General features: G+C 40.0%; 19 protein-coding genes, 1 tRNA gene and 1 pseudogene. 16 read left to right on the top strand and 5 right to left on the bottom strand.

Features of this window, described 5'->3' with window-relative positions; genetic code table 11:
* Positions 1 to 84 precede the first annotated feature (84 nt).
* From aroC to ATS71_RS02590, 7 genes are all read left to right on the top strand, one after another.
* Entirely contained in the window at positions 85 to 1,182 is a 1,098-nt protein-coding gene (gene aroC, locus ATS71_RS02620) for a chorismate synthase (RefSeq protein ID WP_058403412.1), read from the top strand.
* Between the two features lie 119 nt (positions 1,183 to 1,301).
* Entirely contained in the window at positions 1,302 to 1,694 is a 393-nt protein-coding gene (locus ATS71_RS02615; protein ID WP_058403411.1) for a DUF4112 domain-containing protein, read from the top strand.
* A 67-nt stretch (positions 1,695 to 1,761) separates the two neighbouring features.
* Positions 1,762 to 2,415, top strand: coding sequence for a glutathione S-transferase family protein (locus ATS71_RS02610; RefSeq protein ID WP_058403410.1), 654 nt, complete (start codon positions 1,762 to 1,764; stop codon positions 2,413 to 2,415).
* 100 nt (positions 2,416 to 2,515) lie between these two features.
* Positions 2,516 to 3,070 carry an elongation factor P hydroxylase gene (locus ATS71_RS02605; protein ID WP_058403409.1) on the top strand — a complete coding sequence of 185 codons (555 nt, stop codon included), beginning with the start codon at positions 2,516 to 2,518 and terminating at the stop codon, positions 3,068 to 3,070.
* Entirely contained in the window at positions 3,060 to 4,223 is a 1,164-nt protein-coding gene (locus ATS71_RS02600; protein WP_058403408.1) for an ATP-NAD kinase family protein, read from the top strand. Before ATS71_RS02605 ends, ATS71_RS02600 begins: the two co-directional genes overlap by 11 nt.
* The gene (locus ATS71_RS02595) at positions 4,220 to 4,495 is read left to right on the top strand and encodes a YfcL family protein (protein WP_006793362.1); all 276 of its coding nucleotides are present in this window, start codon (positions 4,220 to 4,222) and stop codon (positions 4,493 to 4,495) included. The genes ATS71_RS02600 and ATS71_RS02595 overlap by 4 nt, the downstream gene beginning before the upstream one ends.
* A 145-nt stretch (positions 4,496 to 4,640) precedes the next feature.
* Complete coding sequence (locus ATS71_RS02590; RefSeq protein WP_058403407.1) at positions 4,641 to 6,197, top strand: AbgT family transporter; 1,557 nt, start codon at positions 4,641 to 4,643, stop codon at positions 6,195 to 6,197.
* A 216-nt stretch (positions 6,198 to 6,413) separates the two neighbouring features.
* Here the strand turns inward: ATS71_RS02590 and ATS71_RS02585 are convergent, their stop codons facing one another.
* The 3 genes from ATS71_RS02585 to ATS71_RS02575 all read right to left on the bottom strand — a co-directional run bounded on the left by ATS71_RS02585 (position 6,414) and on the right by ATS71_RS02575 (position 9,261).
* On the bottom strand, positions 6,414 to 8,216 hold the full coding sequence (locus ATS71_RS02585) for a DEAD/DEAH box helicase (protein WP_058403406.1): 1,803 nt from the start codon (positions 8,214 to 8,216) through the stop codon (positions 6,414 to 6,416).
* A gap of 159 nt (positions 8,217 to 8,375) precedes the next feature.
* The gene (locus tag ATS71_RS02580) at positions 8,376 to 8,639 is read right to left on the bottom strand and encodes a GrxA family glutaredoxin (protein ID WP_058403405.1); all 264 of its coding nucleotides are present in this window, start codon (positions 8,637 to 8,639) and stop codon (positions 8,376 to 8,378) included.
* Between the two features lie 127 nt (positions 8,640 to 8,766).
* The gene (locus tag ATS71_RS02575; protein WP_058403404.1) at positions 8,767 to 9,261 is read right to left on the bottom strand and encodes a TlpA family protein disulfide reductase; all 495 of its coding nucleotides are present in this window, start codon (positions 9,259 to 9,261) and stop codon (positions 8,767 to 8,769) included.
* Between the two features lie 301 nt (positions 9,262 to 9,562).
* Here ATS71_RS02575 and ATS71_RS02570 point away from each other — a divergent pair, with 301 nt between their 5' ends.
* Positions 9,563 to 10,090, top strand: a complete 528-nt coding sequence (locus ATS71_RS02570; RefSeq protein ID WP_058403403.1) for a redoxin domain-containing protein — start codon at positions 9,563 to 9,565, stop codon at positions 10,088 to 10,090.
* A gap of 309 nt (positions 10,091 to 10,399) precedes the next feature.
* Complete coding sequence (locus tag ATS71_RS02565) at positions 10,400 to 10,846, top strand: Hsp20 family protein (protein WP_010555978.1); 447 nt, start codon at positions 10,400 to 10,402, stop codon at positions 10,844 to 10,846.
* A 67-nt stretch (positions 10,847 to 10,913) separates the two neighbouring features.
* Here ATS71_RS02565 and ATS71_RS02560 read toward each other — a convergent pair whose 3' ends face one another.
* A complete protein-coding gene (locus ATS71_RS02560) occupies positions 10,914 to 12,470 on the bottom strand; it encodes a cryptochrome/photolyase family protein (RefSeq protein ID WP_058403402.1) in 1,557 nt (518 codons plus the stop codon).
* A gap of 491 nt (positions 12,471 to 12,961) precedes the next feature.
* The gene (locus ATS71_RS02555) at positions 12,962 to 13,312 is read right to left on the bottom strand and encodes a globin (RefSeq protein ID WP_235591400.1); all 351 of its coding nucleotides are present in this window, start codon (positions 13,310 to 13,312) and stop codon (positions 12,962 to 12,964) included.
* Positions 13,313 to 13,815: 503 nt separating this feature from the next.
* On the opposite strand from ATS71_RS02555, the gene ATS71_RS02550 reads away from it, so the two are divergent.
* The 7 genes and pseudogenes from ATS71_RS02550 to rpsO all read left to right on the top strand — a co-directional run bounded on the left by ATS71_RS02550 (position 13,816) and on the right by rpsO (position 20,735).
* Positions 13,816 to 13,892: transfer RNA gene (locus ATS71_RS02550), tRNA-Met, on the top strand.
* Positions 13,893 to 14,174: 282 nt separating this feature from the next.
* Positions 14,175 to 14,630 (top strand): ribosome maturation factor RimP, encoded by a 456-nt coding sequence (gene rimP, locus ATS71_RS02545; RefSeq protein ID WP_006793371.1) that lies wholly within the window; start codon positions 14,175 to 14,177, stop codon positions 14,628 to 14,630.
* A gap of 39 nt (positions 14,631 to 14,669) precedes the next feature.
* Entirely contained in the window at positions 14,670 to 16,169 is a 1,500-nt protein-coding gene (gene nusA / locus ATS71_RS02540) for a transcription termination factor NusA (protein ID WP_008128091.1), read from the top strand.
* A 25-nt stretch (positions 16,170 to 16,194) separates the two neighbouring features.
* A complete protein-coding gene (infB, locus tag ATS71_RS02535; protein ID WP_058403400.1) occupies positions 16,195 to 18,852 on the top strand; it encodes a translation initiation factor IF-2 in 2,658 nt (885 codons plus the stop codon).
* Between the two features lie 109 nt (positions 18,853 to 18,961).
* On the top strand, positions 18,962 to 19,402 hold the full coding sequence (gene rbfA, locus ATS71_RS02530) for a 30S ribosome-binding factor RbfA (protein WP_058403399.1): 441 nt from the start codon (positions 18,962 to 18,964) through the stop codon (positions 19,400 to 19,402).
* A gap of 14 nt (positions 19,403 to 19,416) precedes the next feature.
* A pseudogene (truB, locus tag ATS71_RS02525) lies at positions 19,417 to 20,356 on the top strand (tRNA pseudouridine(55) synthase TruB).
* A gap of 109 nt (positions 20,357 to 20,465) precedes the next feature.
* Positions 20,466 to 20,735, top strand: a complete 270-nt coding sequence (gene rpsO, locus ATS71_RS02520; RefSeq protein WP_004585888.1) for a 30S ribosomal protein S15 — start codon at positions 20,466 to 20,468, stop codon at positions 20,733 to 20,735.
* Positions 20,736 to 21,219: the final 484 nt, after the last annotated feature.

The following is a 21,219-nucleotide window of genomic DNA, read 5'->3' as shown; positions in this document are numbered from 1 at the left end:
ATTTGTATTAACTAAAACGAGTGTAAATATATAGCTGGGCATGTTAGCCCGGCTATTAGTCGTCATTAGGAATGAGGAAAGTTAATGGCAGGTAATAGCATTGGGCAGTTATTTAAAGTGTCCACCTTTGGAGAGAGCCACGGTGTTGCTTTAGGCGGCGTTGTTGACGGCACTCCAGCAGGTCTTGAATTAACAGAGGCCGACTTACAAATAGACTTAGATCGCCGTAAGCCAGGGCAAAGCCGTTATACAACGCAGCGCCGTGAGAGCGATCAAATAAAAATATTAGCAGGCGTTTTTGAAGGTAAAACAACCGGTACAAGTATTGGTTTATTAATCGAAAATACCGACCAACGTTCACAAGATTACGGCAAAATCAAAGATGTGTTTCGCCCAGGTCATGGCGATTACAGCTACTGGCACAAATATGGTCTTCGTGATTATCGCGGAGGAGGCCGCTCTTCTGCACGCGAAACAGCAATTCGCGTTGCGGCAGGGGCCATTGCTAAAAAGTACTTAAAACAATTTCATGGTATTGAAGTAAAAGCATGCTTGAGCCAGCTAGGGCCAATAAAAGCCGAAAGTTACGATTGGGATGAAGTTGAAAACAACTTGTTCTTTTTCCCTGATGCTAGCAAGCTAGAAGCACTTGACGAATATATGCGAGACCTTAAAAAACAAGGTGACTCAGTCGGCGCTAAAGTGAAAGTCGTGGCGAGCAACGTACCTGTAGGGCTAGGCGAACCTGTGTTCGACCGATTAGATGCTGAAATTGCACATTCACTAATGAGCATCAACGCCGTTAAAGGCGTTGAAATTGGTGATGGCTTTGATGTAGTAGAGCAAAAAGGTTCAGAGCATCGTGATGAACTAACGCCTGAAGGTTTTACATCAAACCATGCTGGTGGTGTTTTAGCTGGAATTTCTACAGGACAAGATATTATTGCCTCTATTGCGCTTAAACCTACATCAAGCATTACTATTCCAGGTAAGAGTATTAATACTAGCAACGAACCGGTAGAGATGATCACCAAAGGTCGTCACGACCCGTGTGTGGGCATTCGTGCCATACCCATTGCTGAGGCAATGATGGCCATTACGCTAATGGACCATTTATTGCGTCAACGCGGTCAAAACCCGCATGTGAACCACGAACACGGGCCAATTAACGGCTCTGTTTAACGTTTGAAGTTAGTCATATAAAAGCGCGTTTTTCGCGCTTTTTGTTTATGTAAAAGAGTTAAAGTGGTTTAAGGCGCAGTTCAACTTTACCGTTATATAATTTTCTATAGAGGTAAATTATGCAAGATTCAATTCAAACACATAGTAAATACGCTAAACAAAATGCAGCATTAAAACGCTTAGAAAGGTTTAGTCAACTAACCGACAGTAGTATTCGTTTTCCTTTTACAAACTTTAGGTTTGGCATTGAGGCAGTTATTGGTTTTGTGCCAGTTGTAGGGGATGTGATAGGGCTTATTTTATCTAGTTACGTATTATTTGAAGCTCAAAAGCTAGGTATAAGCTGGCATATTAAATTACGGATAATTATTAATATGCTGATAGACTTTTTTGTCGGATCAATTCCTCTTTTTGGCGATATATTTGATGCGTTTTTTAAAGCGAATACCCGAAATACACACATTTTAAAAAAGCATATTACTAAGCAATTAAATAAAGACAATATTGAGTAATTTTTAGTATTAACTTCGTGGTTGATTAATGTACAGTTAGGGAGTCCGTTTTAACAAGGAATAGGTCATGGAACTATTTATTGGCAATAAAAACTACTCAAGCTGGTCGTTACGCGCGTGGTATTTAATGAGTAAATTTGAATTGGAGTTTGATGAAAGCCAGCTTGTACTCGATACCCCACACTTTTACAGCGAGCTAAAAAAGCATTTTACAGTTCTAAAAGTGCCAGCATTAATTGATGGTGATTTACAAGTCTGGGATTCACTTGCCATTTGTGAATACATTAATGATGCGTACCTTTCACAAGCTGCATGGCCAAAATATGTTACGCAACGTGCAACAGCGCGTGCTTTAAGCGCTGAAATGCACTCAGGCTTTATAGCGCTTAGAAGAGAAATGCCAATGAATATTCGTGCAAAGCGTAAAATCATACTCTCTGATGATGCTATAAAAGACATTGCCCGCATTGACGACATTTTTAGTAAACAACAGGTAATTTACCCAAATCAGTGGATGTTTGGTGATTTCAGTATTGTTGATGCTATGTATGCCCCCATTGTACTGCGGTTAAAAACGTATCAGATAACCTTGTCTAAAGCCGCCAACAGTTACTGCCAACATGTATTAGCATGCCCTGTATTACAGAGCTGGATAACTCAAGCTCTTCAAGAAACCGATATAGTAGATGCTGATGAAGCCGGCGTTGATTTAAAAATATAGCAAGTAAGCGACTTTTACTTTAGCTGTAAAAGCCCGTACAATTCGTTTCGTTTTTAATGTGCCGCTGGGCGCTGTAACCGAGACGAATTAGCCATATTTTATGCATCAAATAGCTGATCTTATTTCTATTTTTGAAGGCACTTTTTATCAAAGCCACAATACACGGCTGATCAAAGGTGATTGCGAGCCCGTATACCTTCCCGCAACACACAACACCCCTTATCACCAAATTGTGTTTGCGCATGGCTTTTATGCTAGTGCCTTACATGAAATAGCCCATTGGCTAGTGGCGGGCATTGATCGTCGACAACAAGAAGATTATGGATATTGGTATTGCCCTGATGGCCGTGATAAACACCAGCAGGCTGAATTTGAAAGTGTAGAAGTTAAGCCGCAAGCCATAGAATGGTTATTAAGCGCTGCTGCGGGTTTTTCTTTTAATGTATCGGTTGATAATTTAAATGGTGAGCAAACATGCCGGTTTGATTTTCAACAGCGAGTGCACCAGCGTGTAATTAACTTGATAGAAAACGGATTTAACCCACGAACAGAATCACTATTAATTGCTCTTGCCAATTTTTACAATACACCATGGCCAATGACCGCAAAGCAGTTTAATTGGCAACATCCTCAGGAGTTTTGTGATGCAGTTTAAATTAGGTTTAATTATAAACCCTGTAGCAGGATTAGGCGGAAGCGTTGCCCTTAAAGGAAGCGATGGAGCGCAAACCGCTGCAAAAGCTATTGAGCTAGGTGCACAGCCTAAAGCAAATAGCCGCACTAAAGCCGCACTCGAAGTACTGCTTCCGTATAAAGAATGCCTTACAATTTATACTGTAAATGGCGATATGGGCGAACACACTGCAAAAGCTCTAGGCTTTAACGTAGAAATTGTTTACAACACCGATACGATAACTACACCAGATGACACGGAGCAGGCTGCAAAGCTATTAAAAAATGCCGGTGTTGACCTATTGTTGTTTGCAGGAGGCGATGGCACCGCACGTAATGTGTGTCATGCTATTGAAGACACCGCTCCAGTACTAGGAATTCCCGCAGGCTGTAAAATCCATTCTGGCGTCTATGCTATTACGCCTAAAGCCGCCGGGCGTGTTGTTGAAATGCTGGTAAATGGCGAGTTAGTCACTTTGGCTGATGCCGATATAATGGATATTGATGAAGATGCCTTTAGACAAGGCACGGTAAAAGCAAAACGTTTTGGCGAGATGCAAATACCTAGAGAAGTACGTTATGTGCAAGCCGTTAAAAATGGCGGTAAAGAAACTGACGAATTAGTACTTTCAGATATAGCGGCCCACGTAGTGAGCGAAATGGACGAAGAAACACTTTACATTATGGGTAGTGGCTCAACCGTTGAAGCTATAATGGAAGAAATGGGTCTTGAGAACACTTTGCTAGGTGTTGATTTAATAAAAGACCAAACACTTATAGCCCAAGATTTAACAGCCGCTGAGTTACTAGAACTTACCCATGAGCAAAATACAAAACTTGTGATCACTTTAATCGGTGGGCAAGGGCATATTTTTGGTCGTGGGAATCAGCAATTAAGCCCTGCTCTGATCCGTGCTATTGGCAAAGAAAATATTATTGTTGTTGCAACAAAAACTAAATTACAAGCGCTGAATGGTCGCCCATTAATTTGTGACACAGGCGACAGTGAATTAGACGATGAATTAACAGGTTACATGAAAGTAACCACCGGATTTAACGACCATATTATGTATGCAGTAGGGCACCAATACCAAGATGAAACGGGTGCTATACAAAATCAGGAGATGAACAAGTGACCTTAGTAAACTATATTGACGCGGCCCAACAGTATTATGACGATTTAGTGATCAAAGCAACGGATGACGAATTATTTGCAGGCGGCTACTTACGGGGTCATTTTGATCTAGCTGTAGGCTATGCTGAAGTTGAGCAACTTACTATTAGTATTGAGCAGCTAAACGAAACAGTAGAGCAAAGCTTGGTAAAAGCTTACCGTAACGGTGAACTTAACGAAGAAGACAAAGCATTAGTTGTTCGCTTATGGGAAGAAGTAAAAGCGCTCGCTTAATAGCCAAATGAATAAAAAAAGCACGATTATCTTAGGTAATCGTGCTTTTTTTGTTTAACGTTCCTAAAATAGCTTTTTACGTTAATTTACTGTTGCGTATTAATGCGATATTGTTACTTAAATAAATTTTAATGAGCGAAATACAATGAATAATAATCAAGATGCTTTACCTTCAGGAGTAGTTGCGCGCTTCTTGAATGTAGTTGAGCGGGTTGGTAATAAATTACCCGATCCAGCAATTATATTTTTATTTGCCATGCTATTGATATGGGGTTTGTCGTGGTGGTTCTCTGGCGTAAGTTTTGATGCAATCGATCCGCGTACTGGCGAAGCGATTATCATCAATAATATGCTTGCCAGCGATTCGTTGGCCACGTTTTTATCTTCTATGGTTAAAACGTTTACAGGCTTTGCTCCTTTGGGCGTGGTACTTGTAGCTATGTTAGGTGTGGGTGTAGCTGAGCACTCAGGTTTTATTAATACTGGCCTTAAGCTGATGTTAAAAGTAACACCTAAAAAGCTGTTAACACCGTCTATTATTTTAGTTGCTATTGTAAGTCACACAGCGACTGATGCAGGTTATGTGTTGGTGATACCGTTAGCTGGCGTAATCTTTTATGCAGCAGGAAGGCACCCTTTAGCGGGGATTGCAGCGGCATTTGCCGGTGTAAGTGGTGGCTTTGGCGCCAACTTTATTCCATCAGGAATAGACCCACTACTACAAAGCTTTACGCAAAGTGCTGCCCATATTATTAACCCTGATATGTCGATAAACCCATTAAATAACTGGGCGTTTGCGTCTGCTTCAAGTATGTTTATTGTATTACTTGGTTGGTATATTACCGATAAAATTATTGAGCCTCGTTTACAAAATACGCCGCTTGATGGAAACAGTGAAGATTTACCTGTTTTTGAAGATGCTCGTAGCGATGAAAAACGTGCATTTTTTATAGCAAGCAGCGTGATGATTGCTGGTATTGCTCTTCTTGCTTATGTCTCTGCTCCTGCTGACTCTGCAATGCGCAGTAGCGATGGCTCATTAACTAATTTCCGTTCACCTTTAATGCAATCTATTGTGCCGTTGATCTTTTTATTATTTTGGATCCCAGGCGCTGTATATGGCTTCACAGTTGGCACATTTAAAAGCTCTAAAGACATGATTGATGCTATGAGCAAAGCGATGGGCGGTATGGCTTATTATATTGTAATGGCCTTTTTCTGTGCATTATTTATTGCCGCATTTAGTAAATCAAATTTAGGGGCTTTACTTGCTATCGAAGGGGCGCAGTTATTAAAAGCCATGGCACTACCAAGTTCGGTAACGGTGGTAGGCATTATATTTTTAACCGCATTTGTAAATTTATTTGTTGGCTCTAGTTCGGCCAAGTGGGCCTTACTAGGTCCGGTGTTTGTGCCTATGTTAATGCAACTAGGTATTTCCCCCGATTTAACGCAAGCGGCTTATCGTGTTGGTGACTCTAGCTCTAATATTATTACACCACTAATGCCTTACTTTCCGTTGGTTGTAGTTTACTGTCAAAAATACGTTAAAAGTACCGGCATTGGTACGCTAATAGCGATGATGCTGCCATACTCGGTCGCATTTTTAATTGGTTGGAGTTTATTTTTACTTGGTTATTGGGCATTGGGTATTCCGTTAGGGTTAGATGCAAGTTACGTTTATCCAGCTGTAGCGCCGTAAAAAACAATCACCATAATAAAGTAAAGGCCTCACCATTCATTGGTTAGGCCTTTTTATTTTAAGTGAATTATTTACTGAGGGGTTTAGAGACGCTGCGTTTAGAAGATAATAGTGGCTTGCTTTTGCAGCGATTGGGCTTGCCTGATACTTAAACTCAAGACATAAAAAAACCTTGCTCACTGTCGTGGCAAGGTTTTTTTAATAAAGACGTGTTGCTTACTTAGCGGTAAAGCTAACTGGGCGACGTTCTTTACGAGGTCCGCTACGCTTATCACCGCGTGGGCCATCGTTACGTTTTCTATCACCAGATGGGCGTTCGCCACGTGGCTCAGATGGGCCTTGATCTTGTGTAATTGTCATACCCATTGGGCGTTTACAAATAAACACTTTTTGGAAATGATCTAGTACATCTTTAGGCATGTTTTGCGGTAATTGAACCGTACTATGCTGATCGTGAAGACGAATATCACCAATAAACTTGCTTGATATATCAGCTTCATTAGCGATTGCGCCAACGATGTTCTTAACCTGAACACCATGCTCACGACCCACTTCGATACGGTAAGTATCCATAGGGCCTGCATCACGGCTGTTACGCTCGCGAGGTTTACGCTCAGCGCGTTCACCACCACGTTCGTTACGACGTCCGCGATCACCACGGTCATTGCGTGGGCTGCGTTCGTTACGCTCACGTGGTTGAATTTTAACTTCTTCAACTTTGATTGGCGACTGTTGCTGCGCTAAACACAGTAAAGCACCCGCTAAGCTTTCAAGAGGAAGGTCAAGTTTTTCAGCCATGTTAGTAGCAACGTCGTTAAAGAACGTAATGTCTTTGTTTTCAAGCGCAATACTTAATTTTGCTTGTAACGCAGCGATACGTTTTTCTTCAACAATTTTAGCTGTAGGTAATTCAACCTGTGCAATTTCAGACTTAGTATGACGAATGATATTTTTAAGTAAGTAACGTTCGTTATGCTTAACAAATAAAATTGCTTTACCAGTACGACCAGCACGACCTGTACGACCAATACGGTGAACGTAGGCTTCAGAATCTTGTGGAATATCGTAGTTGATAACTAAGCTTAAACGGTCAACATCAAGACCACGTGCTGCTACATCTGTTGCAATAACAACATTTAGCATACCACTTTTTAAGCGATCAACCGTGCGTTCACGTGCTTGCTGGTTCATGTCACCGTTAAGTGGAGCAGCAGAGAAACCTTCGCGCTCTAACAACTCAGCAAGTTGAACTGTGTCATTACGTGTACGAACGAAAACAATAGCACCTTCATATTGCTCAGCTTCTAAAAAGCGAACAATCGCTTTGTTTTTATGTACGCTTGCATTCCAAAACACTTGCTCAACAGACGATACTGTCGAGTTACGCGCAGAGATATGAACCTGTTCAGGGTTATTCATATACTTGCTGCTGATGTTTTGAATTTGCTTAGGCATAGTCGCAGAGAAAAGACATGTTTGCTTTTCGCGCGGTGTTTTTTCCATGATGCTTTCTACATCATCGATAAAGCCCATACGTAACATTTCATCGGCTTCATCAAGCACAAGTGCCTGAAGAGCGTCAAACTTGATAGTGCCACGGTTTATGTGATCGATTAGTCGACCCGGTGTAGCAACAATGATTTGAGCGCCACGACGAAGTGCGCTTAATTGAATGCTGTAACTTTGGCCACCGTATAGTGCTAATACTTCAACACCACGAGTACCTTTTGCATATTGTTCAAATGCCTCAGCAACTTGGATCGCAAGCTCACGTGTAGGTGTGAGTACAAGGATCTGTGGCTGTTTCACAGACGGGTCAATATTGTTTAGTAACGGCAGTGCAAATGCTGCGGTTTTACCTGTACCCGTTTGTGCTAGTCCCAGTACGTCCTTTCTTTCTAGCAATAACGGTATACATTGAGCTTGGATTTCAGATGGTGTCTTGTAACCCAACTCTTCAACTGCCTTCAAAATTGCAGGAGAAAGATTTAGAGATTCAAACGTGACTGGTTCTGACATTAATACGCCTCAACGAATTTAAAGAGGCGCGCATTATATAGGATTAGCGAGGCAAATGCTTGTATAAATTGAAACTAATTTGTATGTGCTTGATGTTGGTTGAAATTTAACCAGTCGAATAATTGGATTATTAAACTGGTTAACAAATTTGATACAAGATTACTTATACAAGCCTAGATTTTCTTTTGCGTAAGCTTCAAATTCGGTAAAACCGCCTATGTGGTTTTGATCAACAAAAATTTGTGGAACAGTAGGGCAAGGTTTACCGGCTGACTTTTCTAAATCTGCTTTGCTTATACCTTCTTTTATAATGTCGATGTAACGATATTTAAAATCATCGCGCTCGTTAGCAAGTTGCTCTGCAACATCTTTGGCACGAACACAAAATGGGCAGCCTTCACGGCCAAAAATTACTGTAAGCATGGTGCTCTCCTTTATTTGATTGACTTTAGTTTAAATGATTAAAAAATATAATAAAGCGCAAAAAAGTGATTGTGCCATTCTATTATTACAATGGACATTAAGCTGAGCGAGTTATGAACGGCTTAACTCACCACGTTCTTGCTGCTATTCCTAATTGGGTTGAGTAGCCCATTGCGTGTGCCGTTATCTGTAAATTTGCATCTATTACGTAATAAGTTGGAAAAGCGCCTACTTTATAATTTGATTGGGTGTATTGATTACCCAGTAGTATAGGGATATTAAGGTTTAGGTCATCTATAAATTGAATAACCTGCTGCTCATTTTTATAATCAAGGGCAATACCAATTACATTAATGTCAGAGTCTATTAACGTGCTTTCTAAGTTGGGCATGCTATATCGGCATACCGAGCACCAAGGAGCAAAAAAATACACAATAGTTGTATTTCCTTTAAGCTCTGCGATGCTAAACCGCTCGCCGCTTTCATTTAAAACAGGCAAGTTAAAATAAGGGGCAGGAGTGTGGTTTGTTTCAAGTAAATTACGCGTTTGGTAGGCACTTGCTAAGTAAAACACGAGTATTGCTAAACTTAAATTTATTAACGTGCTACGTATTAATGCCATTGATTTTATCTGACCTATTTATAATTAAAAGCCAACCCTAACATAAATGCTAAGCAGCCACTTTTATTTGATAGGCAGAGCTTTAGCGTTTGCTTGTGTATCAAGCCCAGTTGCCAATAAAGCATCTATTTTAAACTTACTCTTTTACACAAAATATGCTTCTAGTGAAAAGGTTCAGCAGAAAACGGTAATGACTTTCTGGTTACATTTTAACAGTTGAATTTATAAATTTAACCCTAAGTTCTATATTTGAGATGCAGATATAGAGTATGTTTTTTAACTGGCAAAGGAGACCTAGATCATGAGCAATTATTTACAACCAGCAATGAAAATGCCTTCACTTAATGTTAAAGACAATGATAATAACCTTGCTGACGTTTCGGCTCGACAGACAGTTTTACCCTGGAAAATGATAGTAATTTATCGCGGAAAGCACTGCCCACTATGTACTAAACAACTTAATGCACTTGCTAAAATGAAAGATAAATTTAAAGATGCAGGGGTAGAGATTGCAGCCGTTAGTGGCGACAGCCATGCACAATTAACCGAGCATCTAAATGATTTACAGGTTAACTTTCCTCTTTACAGTGGCTTATCTTTATCGCAAATGACGGATTTAGGTTTGTATATTAGTGAACCACGCAGTGAAAAAGAAACCGATCACCCATTTGCTGAACCTGCTATTTTTGTAATTAACGAGCATGATCAAATTCAGATACTAGATAAATCAAATGCACCTTTTTCACGCCCTGATTTAAATGATTTGTTGGCTGGTATTGAGTTTATTCGCGAAAACGATTATCCAATTCGTGGCACATTAACACACTAATTAGCGATGAATACTTAGCGCTAATCTACAATACTGAACAACCATTTTGAGGAATTAAAAGCATTTGACTTTTTAATGCCTCAAAATGGGTTACTAATTTCACTAGTTTATAAAATGAGGAATTTTTTTAAATATTTTAATTTATTTACTTGAAAATATTTTTACCGTCCATATATAGTTTAGTAGGACGCCTGATGGGTCCTAAACTAAACTTAAACAATTGAAATTTATATTATTAATTTATATTTGTTAGCGCTTGTTCAAATGAAAAGTGCAAACAAAATATCGCTTAAATACGAGGATATTATTATGCGTACAGTAGACTTATCACCACTTTATCGTTCATTCATTGGATTTGATCATTTAGCGTCTTTAATGGATGCTGCGGCGAATACAGACAAACAGCCGAGCTTTCCTCCTTACAATATTGAAGCACTCGATCAAGACAGATACCAAATTACTATGGCTGTTGCCGGATTTAGCGACAACGAGCTAAGCATTGAGTCAGAAAATAACACATTAAAAGTAGCGGGTATAAAAGCTAATAAAGATGAAAACAAAGAACGTAAGTTTATTCATCAAGGAATTGCAGAACGCAACTTTGAGAGAAAGTTTCAGCTAGGAGACCATGTTAAAGTACTTGGCGCCGACTTAGCAAACGGCTTGCTAACAATAGAGCTAAAGCGCGAGATACCAGAAGCTTTAAAGCCGCGTAAAATTGAGATTGGCCAAGGTCGACTACTAGAAGACAGCTAACCTCGTTATTAACAACATTATTTTCCCCTGATTATTTGGCCGCCTCTTTTGAGGCGGCTTTTTTGTGTCATAAAGACTCAATGTTATTTATGTAGTGTGTAGCTTGATTAAGTGTCTCTTCGCGTAATTCATCGTCTTGCTTATCCCAATTTCTATAAACCATGCCTATGCGTGGGTTTTTCTCTAGTTTTTCGCGGTGTGTTTGCATAAAACGCCAATATAAACTGTTCAGTGGGCAAGCTTTATCCCCCATTTTTTGTCTCACGTCGTATTGACAATTTTTGCAGTAGTCGCTCATTTTATTGACGTAATTACCACTTGCAGCATAAGGTTTGGTAGCAATAATTCCATCGTCTGCAAATTGGCTCATTCCACGTGTGTTGGGCATTTCAACCCACTCAATGGCATCTATGTAGACACCTAAGTACCAGTTATCAACATCATCAGGGTTTATCCCGCTGAGTAAACAAAAGTTACCAATAATCATTAAGCGCTGAATATGATGAGCGTAGGCGGTGTCTAAGCTCTGCTTTAACGAGTGGCTCAAACAGTTCATTTTTGTATTACCATCCCAAAAATATTTAGGTAGCTTATTATTGGCTTTTAGTTGATTTTTAGTCGCGTAGTCGGGCATGTTTACCCAATAAACAGCACGAACGTATTCTCGCCAACCGAGTATTTGCCTGGTAAACCCTTCAACTTGTGAAAGTGATATTTCGTCAGGCCGTTGCTTGAATTCAGATATTACACGTTTGATTACATACAAGGGGTGAAGAAGTTTAGTGTTTAGGGCAAAAGAGAGCCTGCTATGGTAAAGACTGGTATTGTCTTTACTTTGATCTGTCATTGCATCCTGAAATTTACCAAAATTGACAAGTAAATATTTACAAAAGTATTCAAGAGATTCTTTGGCTTGCTTACGAGAGGTCGACCATTCGAGTTTCTCTACATTTATTTCACCGAAATAAGCTACATCATGCTTTTTTAAACGAGTAATGATATGACTCACATCATTTTTAAATAATTTAGGCTCTGGGATAGATTTTAAGTCTTGCTTAGAAAATTTATTGCGATTATTGCTGTCGTAGTTCCATTTACCGCCAGCTGGTTTATCGCCTTCCATCAACAGATCATATTGCTTACGCATAGCACGGTAAAAGTGCTCCATAGTTACGTGCTTATCTTTTTTGAATCGATCTTTAATATCGCCAAAAGGCAGTAAAAAATGTTCAGAGTCATATGCTGACACATTTATTGCGTTTGATTTTTCAAAATCAGCCAATTGCTTTTTTAACCTAAATTCGTCCGGGTATAAGTATTCTATAGAAGTGCAGTTATATTCTTTTGCAATACGATTCAGCAGTGCAGGTAGGTTTTCATCCTGATGTGTGTCGTCAAGTGTTAAGTGTAAGACATTAAAACCTGCTGATTTCAACGCAGTTGCAAAGTTTTCCATTGCATTAAAAAAAGCACACAGCTTTTGTATGTGGTGTTTAACGTAGTCGGTTTCTTGTTTTAATTCTGCAATAAGGTAAACGACGTCATCGTCTTTATTTTTAAACCAAGAATGAGAAGGGTTGAGTTGGTCGCCTAAAATGAGTCTTAGCGTTTTATAAGCCGCCATAATAAAGCCAAAAAATGAAAATTAATACGTAGGTATTTGCCTAACCGATCGCTGTTTTTTAACAACTTAATTTACAATTTACGTTCTATTTATATTATTAAATCAATTTTAGAGGGTTTAATTAGGGGTTGATGATCTTTTAGGGTTGAGATTTGTTCAGACTAGGGGGGTAATCGCGGCGCGAGGTGTTTAACCTAGTGGGCAGTCGATAACTGCTCCTGCTTTATTCTACTGGCTTTCATTCATGTAAGTATAAGTAAAGACCGAGCAAAGCTTCTGCGTCCTGCTCACGCCCCTACTTGCGTCCATGTAGGCAACAAAGCGTGAATAGCCTTTAGGAAGCCCCCCTCGGGCAGCGCCTGTTTGGCATTAATGCTTCGTTATCGCCAATTTATGGGGAATAACAGCACTACACAAGCTCTGCCTTGCCTGAATACCAAACAGACTGCTTCAAATTCAATCTTAAAAGGTCAACAGACCCTAAAACTACTTTAATTATTACTTCGCTTTTGTTGCATAAGTTCGCTTAAGCAAACCACATTAGAGACATTAAACAGTGTGTCATTCGTAAAGCGTTCAAAATAGGTCAGAACATTACGCCATGCTAAATGGGTATCTTCCTTAAATAGTCGACCCAAGTGCTCTACTAAAGTTATATAAAATATATCTGTAAGGGGCTTTATATCACTTTGCTGAATATTTAATTTTTTTAAAAACTGTAAATGATGACTCAAAAATGGCGCAACAGATGATGGGTTATCTATATTTTTGATTATGCGCTCTAAGGTACAATATAAAATGTAACTTTTTTCGTTAAATTGCTCAGCGCTCGGTATCTTCATTGATACATTAGATTGCTCGAGCTTTTTGTGGAATCGTGCAGTAAATGCGTGAAAGTTTGGTTTTATGATACCAAGACTTTTTAACAAAACGGATTTATGTGAATTCATCATAGCCTCACAGAAAGGAAAAACTTATTTTTATAATTCTTTTTTATTATTATAGTTTGCGTAACAAAAATCACACGTTTTTTTGATGAAAAAGTATTAATTATGAAATAACTTTTTGAGTTTTATACATTTAAAAATAAAAATGAGAGTGGTTATTGATTCGTTTTTACTGTATTTGCTCTGTTTAAACTGTAAATCATACATCAACGAGAATAGCTCTATACCTTTAATAGGTATAATGAGTATTTTGTTTAGCGTCTTTGAGCACAATATTTAAAAAGTTATTCGTTATTATGGTTGCTAATCATCCCCAACATCCCTATAATAGCGGCCATTGTTTAGTCTGTTTTAAAACAACTAACAGCGATATTAAATCAAGGTTTGATATCTATTGGCGCGGGATGGAGCAGCCTGGTAGCTCGTCGGGCTCATAACCCGAAGGTCGTCGGTTCAAATCCGGCTCCCGCAACCAATTCTACTAATAAGTGTAAACTTATTATTTTATATCGCGCATTCTACGTAATGCGCGTTTTGCGTTTAAGCTAATGCAGTTTAATTTGGTCATTTACTGACTCGCAACCAAGCTCGGCCCTAGGCCACACAGTTTTATGCTTTATTGGTGTGACGCCCCGCTTGGTTCGGGGCGTTGTTGTATCTGCACCTTTCTTAATTTATGGCGGTTGTCATTAAATTAAAATTTAAACTCAGTATTTTAGGGCTATAAGCCCTTTTTTTGTTTGTATGGAGGATTTTCGTGACAAAACTTGAACAAGATTTAGTAACCATGTTAACGCCTGCGGTAGAAATGTTAGGCTTTGAGTTACATGGTCTTGAATTTGTACAAGCGGGTCGCCATTCTACCTTAAGAGTATATATTGCTCATGAGGATGGGATCTCAGTTGATAACTGTGCGGACGCTAGTCGCCAAATTAGTGCGATATTAGATGTCGAAGACCCAATTACAAATGAATATGATTTGGAAGTGTCGTCTCCTGGTGTTGATCGTCCATTATTCAAACAAGATCACTACGAGCAGGCGCAAGGAGAGGAAGTACGCGTGCGTACTAAGCTTCCACAAGACGGTCGTCGAAATTTTAAAGGCGACTTAATAGCAGTTAGCAGCGATATGATCACACTGTCAAGCGATGGTGTAGAGCATTTGATCATGCTTAGTAATATAGAACGTGCGAATTTAATCGCAAAGTTTTAAATTCGAGTGCGAAGGAATAGGGCAAGCGAGGCATTACCCATGGCAAAAGAGATATTATTGGTTGCTGAAGCCGTTTCCAATGAGAAAGCGGTTCCAAAAGAAAAGATTTTTGAAGCATTAGAGTTCGCACTAGCGACGGCGACAAAGAAAAAACACGATGGTGAAATTGAAGTACGTGTATCAATTGACCGTAAAACAGGTGATTACGACACGTTCCGCCGCTGGCAGATTGCTGAAGTTTTAGAAGATGGGTCATTAGAAAACCCGTACAGCGAAATAACTTTGGAAGCTGCGCAGGTTGAAGAGCCTGATTTACAGCTTGGTGATTTTGTTGAAGAGCAAATTGATTCAATCAAATTTGACCGCATCACCACACAAATGGCTAAACAAGTAATCGTACAAAAAGTACGTGAAGCTGAGCGTGCTTTAGTGGTTGACGCATATAAAGATCAGGTTGGTGAGTTAGTAACAGGTGTTGTTAAAAAAGCAACGCGTGATTCAATCGTACTTGACTTAGGCAACAACGCAGAAGCCGTTATTTACCGTGACGACATGTTACCACGCGAAAACTTCCGCCCAGGCGACCGTATTCGTGGTCTTTTATATGAAGTTAAGCCAGAAGCTCGCGGCGCACAATTATTTGTAACGCGTTCTAAACCTGAAATGCTGATGGAGTTATTCCGCATTGAGGTGCCAGAAATTGGCGAAGAAATGATTGAGCTGCGTGCTGCTGCGCGTGATCCTGGTTCACGCGCTAAAATCGCGGTTAAATCTAATGACAAGCGCATTGATCCAATTGGCGCATGTGTAGGTATGCGTGGTGCCCGTGTTCAGGCTGTTTCGTCTGAGCTTGGTGGTGAGCGTGTTGATATTGTACTTTACGATGACAACCCAGCTCAATTTGTTATTAATGCAATGTCGCCGGCTGAAGTTGCTTCTATAGTAGTAGATGAAGACACTCACTCAATGGATATCGCAGTTGAAGCCGATAACCTAGCACAAGCCATTGGACGTAATGGTCAAAACGTTCGTTTAGCAAGCCAGTTAACTGGTTGGGAACTAAACGTAATGACAGTTGACGAAATGCGTACTAAAAATGAAGCAGAATCAGATAAGTTACTTAACTTATTCACTGAAAATTTAGATATCGATGATGAGTTTGCAACACTACTTATCAACGAAGGTTTCTCAACGCTTGAAGAAGTTGCCTATGTGCCAGCCTCTGAGTTTTTAGAAATCGACGGTCTTGACGAAGAGACTGTGGACGTTTTACGTTCACGTGCTAAAGATGCATTAACAACAAAAGCGCTTAAAACAGAAGAAAGCTTAGAGGGCGCAGAGCCAGCTGAAGACTTACTTGCGCTTGAAGGGTTAGAGCGTCACCTAGCATTTGTAATGGCAAGCAAAGGTGTTGTAACACTTGAAGACTTGGCAGAACAAGGTATTGACGAATTAGTTGATATCACAGAGCTTTCATCTGAACAAGCAGGTGAGCTTATAATGGCTGCACGAAATATTTGTTGGTTTGCAGACGAGTAATTTATTAACGGAGGTATTACACACTATGGCAGAAGTAAATGTTGAAAAACTAGCCGGCGATATAGGTACAACTGTTGATAAATTGCTACAGCAATTTTCGCAAGCGGGTATCACTAAGCAGGCAACTGATAATGTAACTGAAGCAGAAAAAGCAACGTTACTTGATCATTTAAGCAAGTCACATGGTGGCACGGGCTCTGAAGGCCCTGCACGCATGACTTTACAACGTAAGAGCAAAAGCACACTAAATGTGACTGGCTCTACAGGTAAAGCGAAAGCAGTTCAAGTTGAAGTTCGCAAAACACGTACCTACGTGAAGAAAAGCGCAATGGAACAAGAGCAAGAGCAGCAACGCTTAGCCGCTGAAGAAAAAGCGCGTCTTGAAGAGCAGCAAAAAGCTGAACAAGCAGCCGCTGAGTTAAAGGCAAAACAAGAGGCAGAACGTAAAGCGAAAGAAGACGCTGATCGTAAAGCCAAAGAAGAAGCTAAACGTAAAGCTGATGCTGAGCGTAAAGCGAAACAAAAGCAGATGACCCCAGAGCAAAGTGCTAAGTCTGAGAAAGATCGCATCGAAGCTGAGCGTCTGCAAAAAGAAGCAGAAGAGGCCGCATTGAAGAAAGCTGAAGAAGAAGCGAAACGTCAGGCAGAAGAAGCAAGAAAACTAGCTGAAGAAAATTCAGCTCGTTGGAAGAAAGAAGAAGAAGAGCGTAAGAAGCGTGAAGAAACAGCAGATCACCACCTTACGACTTCAACTTACGCACGTGAAGCAGAAGATGTAGCTGATGCTCGCGAAGAGCAAGGCTCACGCCGTGCGAAGAAGAAGAAAAAAGCGCCAGCAAAAGATAAGTTTGCAGCGTCTAAAGGTAAAAAAGGTAAGCTAAAAGCACCTGCTTCATTACAGCATGGTTTCCAAAAACCAACGGCTGATGTTAAAAATGAAGTGCGTATTAGCGAAACAATTACAGTTGCTGAGCTTGCATCACGTATGGCTGTTAAAGGCGCTGAAGTTGTAAAAACAATGATGAAAATGGGTGACATGGTTACGATTAACCAAGTTATTGACCAAGAAACTGCACAACTAGTAGCAGAAGAAATGGGTCATAAAGTTATCATTGTTAAAGAAAACGAATTAGAGCAAACAGTACTAAATGACCGCCACGAAGATGGCAAGTCTGAGCCGCGTGCTCCAGTAGTTACTGTTATGGGTCACGTTGACCATGGTAAAACATCGACGCTTGATTACATTCGTTCAGCTAAAGTTGCTTCAGGCGAAGCCGGTGGTATTACGCAGCACATTGGTGCATACCACGTTGAAACTAACGGCAACATGATCACATTCTTAGATACACCGGGTCACGCCGCGTTTACATCAATGCGTGCTCGTGGTGCTAAAGCGACTGATATTGTAATCCTAGTTGTTGCAGCTGATGATGGTGTAATGCCACAAACTAAAGAAGCGGTACAGCATGCTCGTGCAGCGGGTGTTCCTTTAATCATTGCTGTTAACAAAATGGATAAAGAAGGCGCAGATCCAGATCGCGTTAAAAACGAACTAGCACAGCTAGACGTTATTCCAGAAGAATGGGGCGGCGACACGCAGTACGTTCATATCTCAGCTAAAACTGGCTTAGGTATTGATGAACTACTTGAAGCTGTACTTATGCAATCTGAGCTATTAGAACTTACTGCACCAAGCCAAGGTATGGCTGCAGGTGTTGTAATTGAATCGCGTCTTGATAAAGGCCGTGGTCCAGTAGCGTCTATTCTTGTTCAGTCAGGTACGCTAAACCAAGGTGACATTGTATTGTGTGGTCTTGAGTATGGCCGTGTTCGTGCAATGCGCGATGAGAACGGTAAAGACATCAAGTCTGCAGGTCCATCTATCCCAGTAGAGATTTTAGGTCTGTCTGGTATTCCGGCAGCGGGTGATGAAGCAACGGTAGTTAAAGATGAGCGTAAAGCGCGTGAAGTTGCATTATATCGTCAAGGTAAATTCCGTGATGTTAAACTAGCACGTCAGCAAAAAGCGAAACTTGAAAACATGTTTACTAACATGGCAGAAGGTGACGTTTCAGAAGTTAACGTGGTACTTAAAGCGGACGTACAGGGCTCTATCGAAGCAATTTCTGATTCACTAACTAAGCTTTCTACTGACGAAGTAAAAGTGAAGATAGTAGGTTCTGGCGTTGGTGGAATCACAGAGACAGACGCAACGCTTGCTGCAGCTTCTAACGCAATTGTTGTAGGTTTCAACGTACGTGCTGATGCATCTGCACGTAAAGTGATTGACTCTGAAAACTTAGATTTACGCTACTACAGCGTTATTTACGCCTTAATTGAAGAAGTTAAGCAAGCGATGTCAGGTATGCTTGCACCAGAATTTAAGCAAGAAATTATCGGTCTTGCTCAGGTTCGTGACGTATTCAAATCACCAAAAATTGGCGCAATTGCCGGTTGTATGGTGACGGAAGGTATTATTAAGCGCAGCGCGCCTATTCGTGTACTACGTGATAACGTGGTTATATACGAAGGTGAACTTGAGTCACTTCGTCGCTTTAAAGACGATGTTCAAGAAGTGCGTAACGGTATGGAATGTGGTATCGGTGTTAAGAACTACAATGACGTACGTGTTGGTGACCAAATCGAAGTATTTGAAACAGTTGAAGTACAACGTACTTTATAATTGTTAGCTCACTAAACTAATAAATGGGGGCTTAGCCCCCATTTGTGTATCTATAACTTAATTAGCTTATTATTAAATTTCAATAAGTTACATTTTTAGGACAAATTTCATGAGAGAGTTTTCTCGCACTGATCGTGTTGGCCAGCAAATCCAAAAGGAAATTGCTGTGATTTTACAACGCGAAATTAAAGATCCGCGCTTAGGCATGGTGACAGTGTCTGCGGTAGAAGTATCGCGCGATTTATCTTATGCAAAAATTTTCATCACAGTGTTCAATACAAAAGATGAAGATGCAGCTAAGCAAAGCGCAAAAGTTCTTAACGAAGCAACAGGCTATATTCGCTCGTTACTAGGTAAGCGTATTCGTGCTCGTATTATGCCAGAGCTAAAGTTTGTGGTTGATAATTCATTAATGGAAGGGATGCGTATCTCTAACTTAGTGGACACAATCATCAGAGAAGATAACGCAAAACATGTCAATGAAGACAGTGTTGATGAAGCGCAAAATAACGATGACAATATCGAGCAAGCAGGCGATAAAGACAGTTAAGAAGGCATGTAGCGATGGCAAGACGCAGTAAAGGCCGTGCAATAGATGGGATTTTGTTGTTAAACAAACCGCAAGGCATTTCGTCAAATAAAGCATTACAACAGGCAAAAGGTATATATTTTGCTCAAAAAGCGGGGCATACAGGCGCGCTTGATCCGCTAGCGACTGGTATGCTGCCAATTTGTTTTGGTGAGGCAACTAAGTTTACCCAGTTTTTACTTGATACTGACAAAACTTATGTTGTGCGCGCTAAATTAGGTGAAAGAACAACAACATCAGACTCTGATGGTGAAATAGTTCAGACACGAGATGTAAATGTAACTATAGAACAGCTGAAAAAAGAAATTGCAGCGTTTTTAGGTGAATCAGTATCCATCAATGTATTCTGCACTTAAATACGAAGGAAAACCTTTGTATAAATATGCCCGCGAAGGTATTGAAGTTCCAAGAAAGTGCAGAAAAATAAATGTGTTTAGTTTAACGCTTGATGAGTTTGATGAAGCAAATAATGAAGTACAAATGACGGCCCATGTATCTAAAGGGACTTACATTCGTACTATTGTTGATGACTTAGGTGAAAATTTAGGCTGTGGTGCTCATGTAATTATGCTTCACCGTTCAGCTGTTGGGCATTATCCTGCAGAGAAAATGGTATCGCTCGAGCAACTAGAGTCGTTATTAGCTAAAGCGAAAGACGAAGAAATTTTGCCATCAAGCTACCTTGATGAACTGCTTCTACCCATGGATACAGCATTAGTTGATTTACCTGTTGTAGAGATAAGTGAAGAGCAGGGCATTGCATTTAGCCATGGTCAAGCTGTGGTGCTAGGTAAAGAATTACCAGACGGTGCGATAAAAGTCTTAGCAGATGGCGTGTTTATAGGCACTGGTGAGAAAAATCCTGACGGGCATTTAAAATCAAAGCGCGGCCTATCTAATCAGCAGGCAGAGTAAAGTTTAACTTGTAGTTATTCTTATACTTGTTAGAATACGCCCGCTTAATCGTTTTGGCTGAATTAGTGATCGGCTAAGACACCTTTTAAATTTAATTTTTGGAGTTATTATGTCACTAAGCAATCAAGAAAAAATCGATATCATTGCTAAATTCGCACGTGCTGAAGGCGACACTGGTTCACCTGAAGTACAAGTAGCATTACTTACTTTTGATATCAACAAGCTTCAAGGTCACTTTGCTGATCACAAGCATGACTTCCACTCACGTCGTGGTCTGCTTCGTAAAGTAAGCACTCGCCGTAAATTGCTTGATTACCTTAAAGGTAAAGATATCTCGCGTTATACTGCGTTAATCCAAGAGCTTGGCCTACGTCGCTAAGAACTTGATTACGAGAAAAGGAGCTTTATAGCTCCTTTTTTTGTGCCTGAAATTTAGAAAATAACATCGACTAGTAACTGGCCATAATATTTACACCAATCCGCAATAATACTTAACCATGTTGCGGGGCTAAACGTGTCACTATTCGCGTTAAAAATTTATTTTGAGAACAACTTAATAGCAATTTTTTTGCTTAGTTATTTACACGTTTTTCCACTCTTAAAATAGATCACTTTATTAAGCGGATTAGTATAAAAGTCTTCTATAAAGCTGTGCGCAGTTTTTCTCGTTAATTCAACCCATTTAGATGATAAACATACATACTATAAACTGTTTGCTAGACTCGCATTTTTACGTGGCTTTGGTATATACTATGCGCGTAGATAAAAAGGTTTATCTACAGTTAATAACATCATTGCCAATTGTAGTACTTAATTGATTTCCAACTGAATACAATTATGTACTGTAATTGGTACTTTGATGG

It is taken from the genome of Pseudoalteromonas sp. H71, assembly GCF_001468485.1.
Lineage (GTDB): Bacteria > Pseudomonadota > Gammaproteobacteria > Enterobacterales > Alteromonadaceae > Pseudoalteromonas.
Note: the sequence above shows the minus strand (reverse complement) of the source record. Positions and strands in the feature narration are given on the sequence as shown.

Coding starts and splice junctions, on each gene's coding strand:
- ATS71_RS02575 (WP_058403404.1), bottom strand. CDS start 9,261: ATGGCATTAATACGTAGCACGTTAATAAATTTAAGTTTAGCAATACTC.
- ATS71_RS02560 (WP_058403402.1), bottom strand. CDS start 12,470: ATGGCGGCTTATAAAACGCTAAGACTCATTTTAGGCGACCAACTCAAC.
- ATS71_RS02580 (WP_058403405.1), bottom strand. CDS start 8,639: ATGCTTACAGTAATTTTTGGCCGTGAAGGCTGCCCATTTTGTGTTCGT.
- ATS71_RS02565 (WP_010555978.1), top strand. CDS start 10,400: ATGCGTACAGTAGACTTATCACCACTTTATCGTTCATTCATTGGATTT.
- ATS71_RS02585 (WP_058403406.1), bottom strand. CDS start 8,216: ATGTCAGAACCAGTCACGTTTGAATCTCTAAATCTTTCTCCTGCAATT.
- ATS71_RS02605 (WP_058403409.1), top strand. CDS start 2,516: ATGCATCAAATAGCTGATCTTATTTCTATTTTTGAAGGCACTTTTTAT.
- ATS71_RS02615 (WP_058403411.1), top strand. CDS start 1,302: ATGCAAGATTCAATTCAAACACATAGTAAATACGCTAAACAAAATGCA.
- nusA (WP_008128091.1), top strand. CDS start 14,670: ATGGCAAAAGAGATATTATTGGTTGCTGAAGCCGTTTCCAATGAGAAA.
- aroC (WP_058403412.1), top strand. CDS start 85: ATGGCAGGTAATAGCATTGGGCAGTTATTTAAAGTGTCCACCTTTGGA.
- rbfA (WP_058403399.1), top strand. CDS start 18,962: ATGAGAGAGTTTTCTCGCACTGATCGTGTTGGCCAGCAAATCCAAAAG.
- ATS71_RS02590 (WP_058403407.1), top strand. CDS start 4,641: ATGAATAATAATCAAGATGCTTTACCTTCAGGAGTAGTTGCGCGCTTC.
- ATS71_RS02555 (WP_235591400.1), bottom strand. CDS start 13,312: ATGAAGATACCGAGCGCTGAGCAATTTAACGAAAAAAGTTACATTTTA.
- ATS71_RS02600 (WP_058403408.1), top strand. CDS start 3,060: ATGCAGTTTAAATTAGGTTTAATTATAAACCCTGTAGCAGGATTAGGC.
- rpsO (WP_004585888.1), top strand. CDS start 20,466: ATGTCACTAAGCAATCAAGAAAAAATCGATATCATTGCTAAATTCGCA.
- infB (WP_058403400.1), top strand. CDS start 16,195: ATGGCAGAAGTAAATGTTGAAAAACTAGCCGGCGATATAGGTACAACT.
- ATS71_RS02610 (WP_058403410.1), top strand. CDS start 1,762: ATGGAACTATTTATTGGCAATAAAAACTACTCAAGCTGGTCGTTACGC.
- ATS71_RS02570 (WP_058403403.1), top strand. CDS start 9,563: ATGAGCAATTATTTACAACCAGCAATGAAAATGCCTTCACTTAATGTT.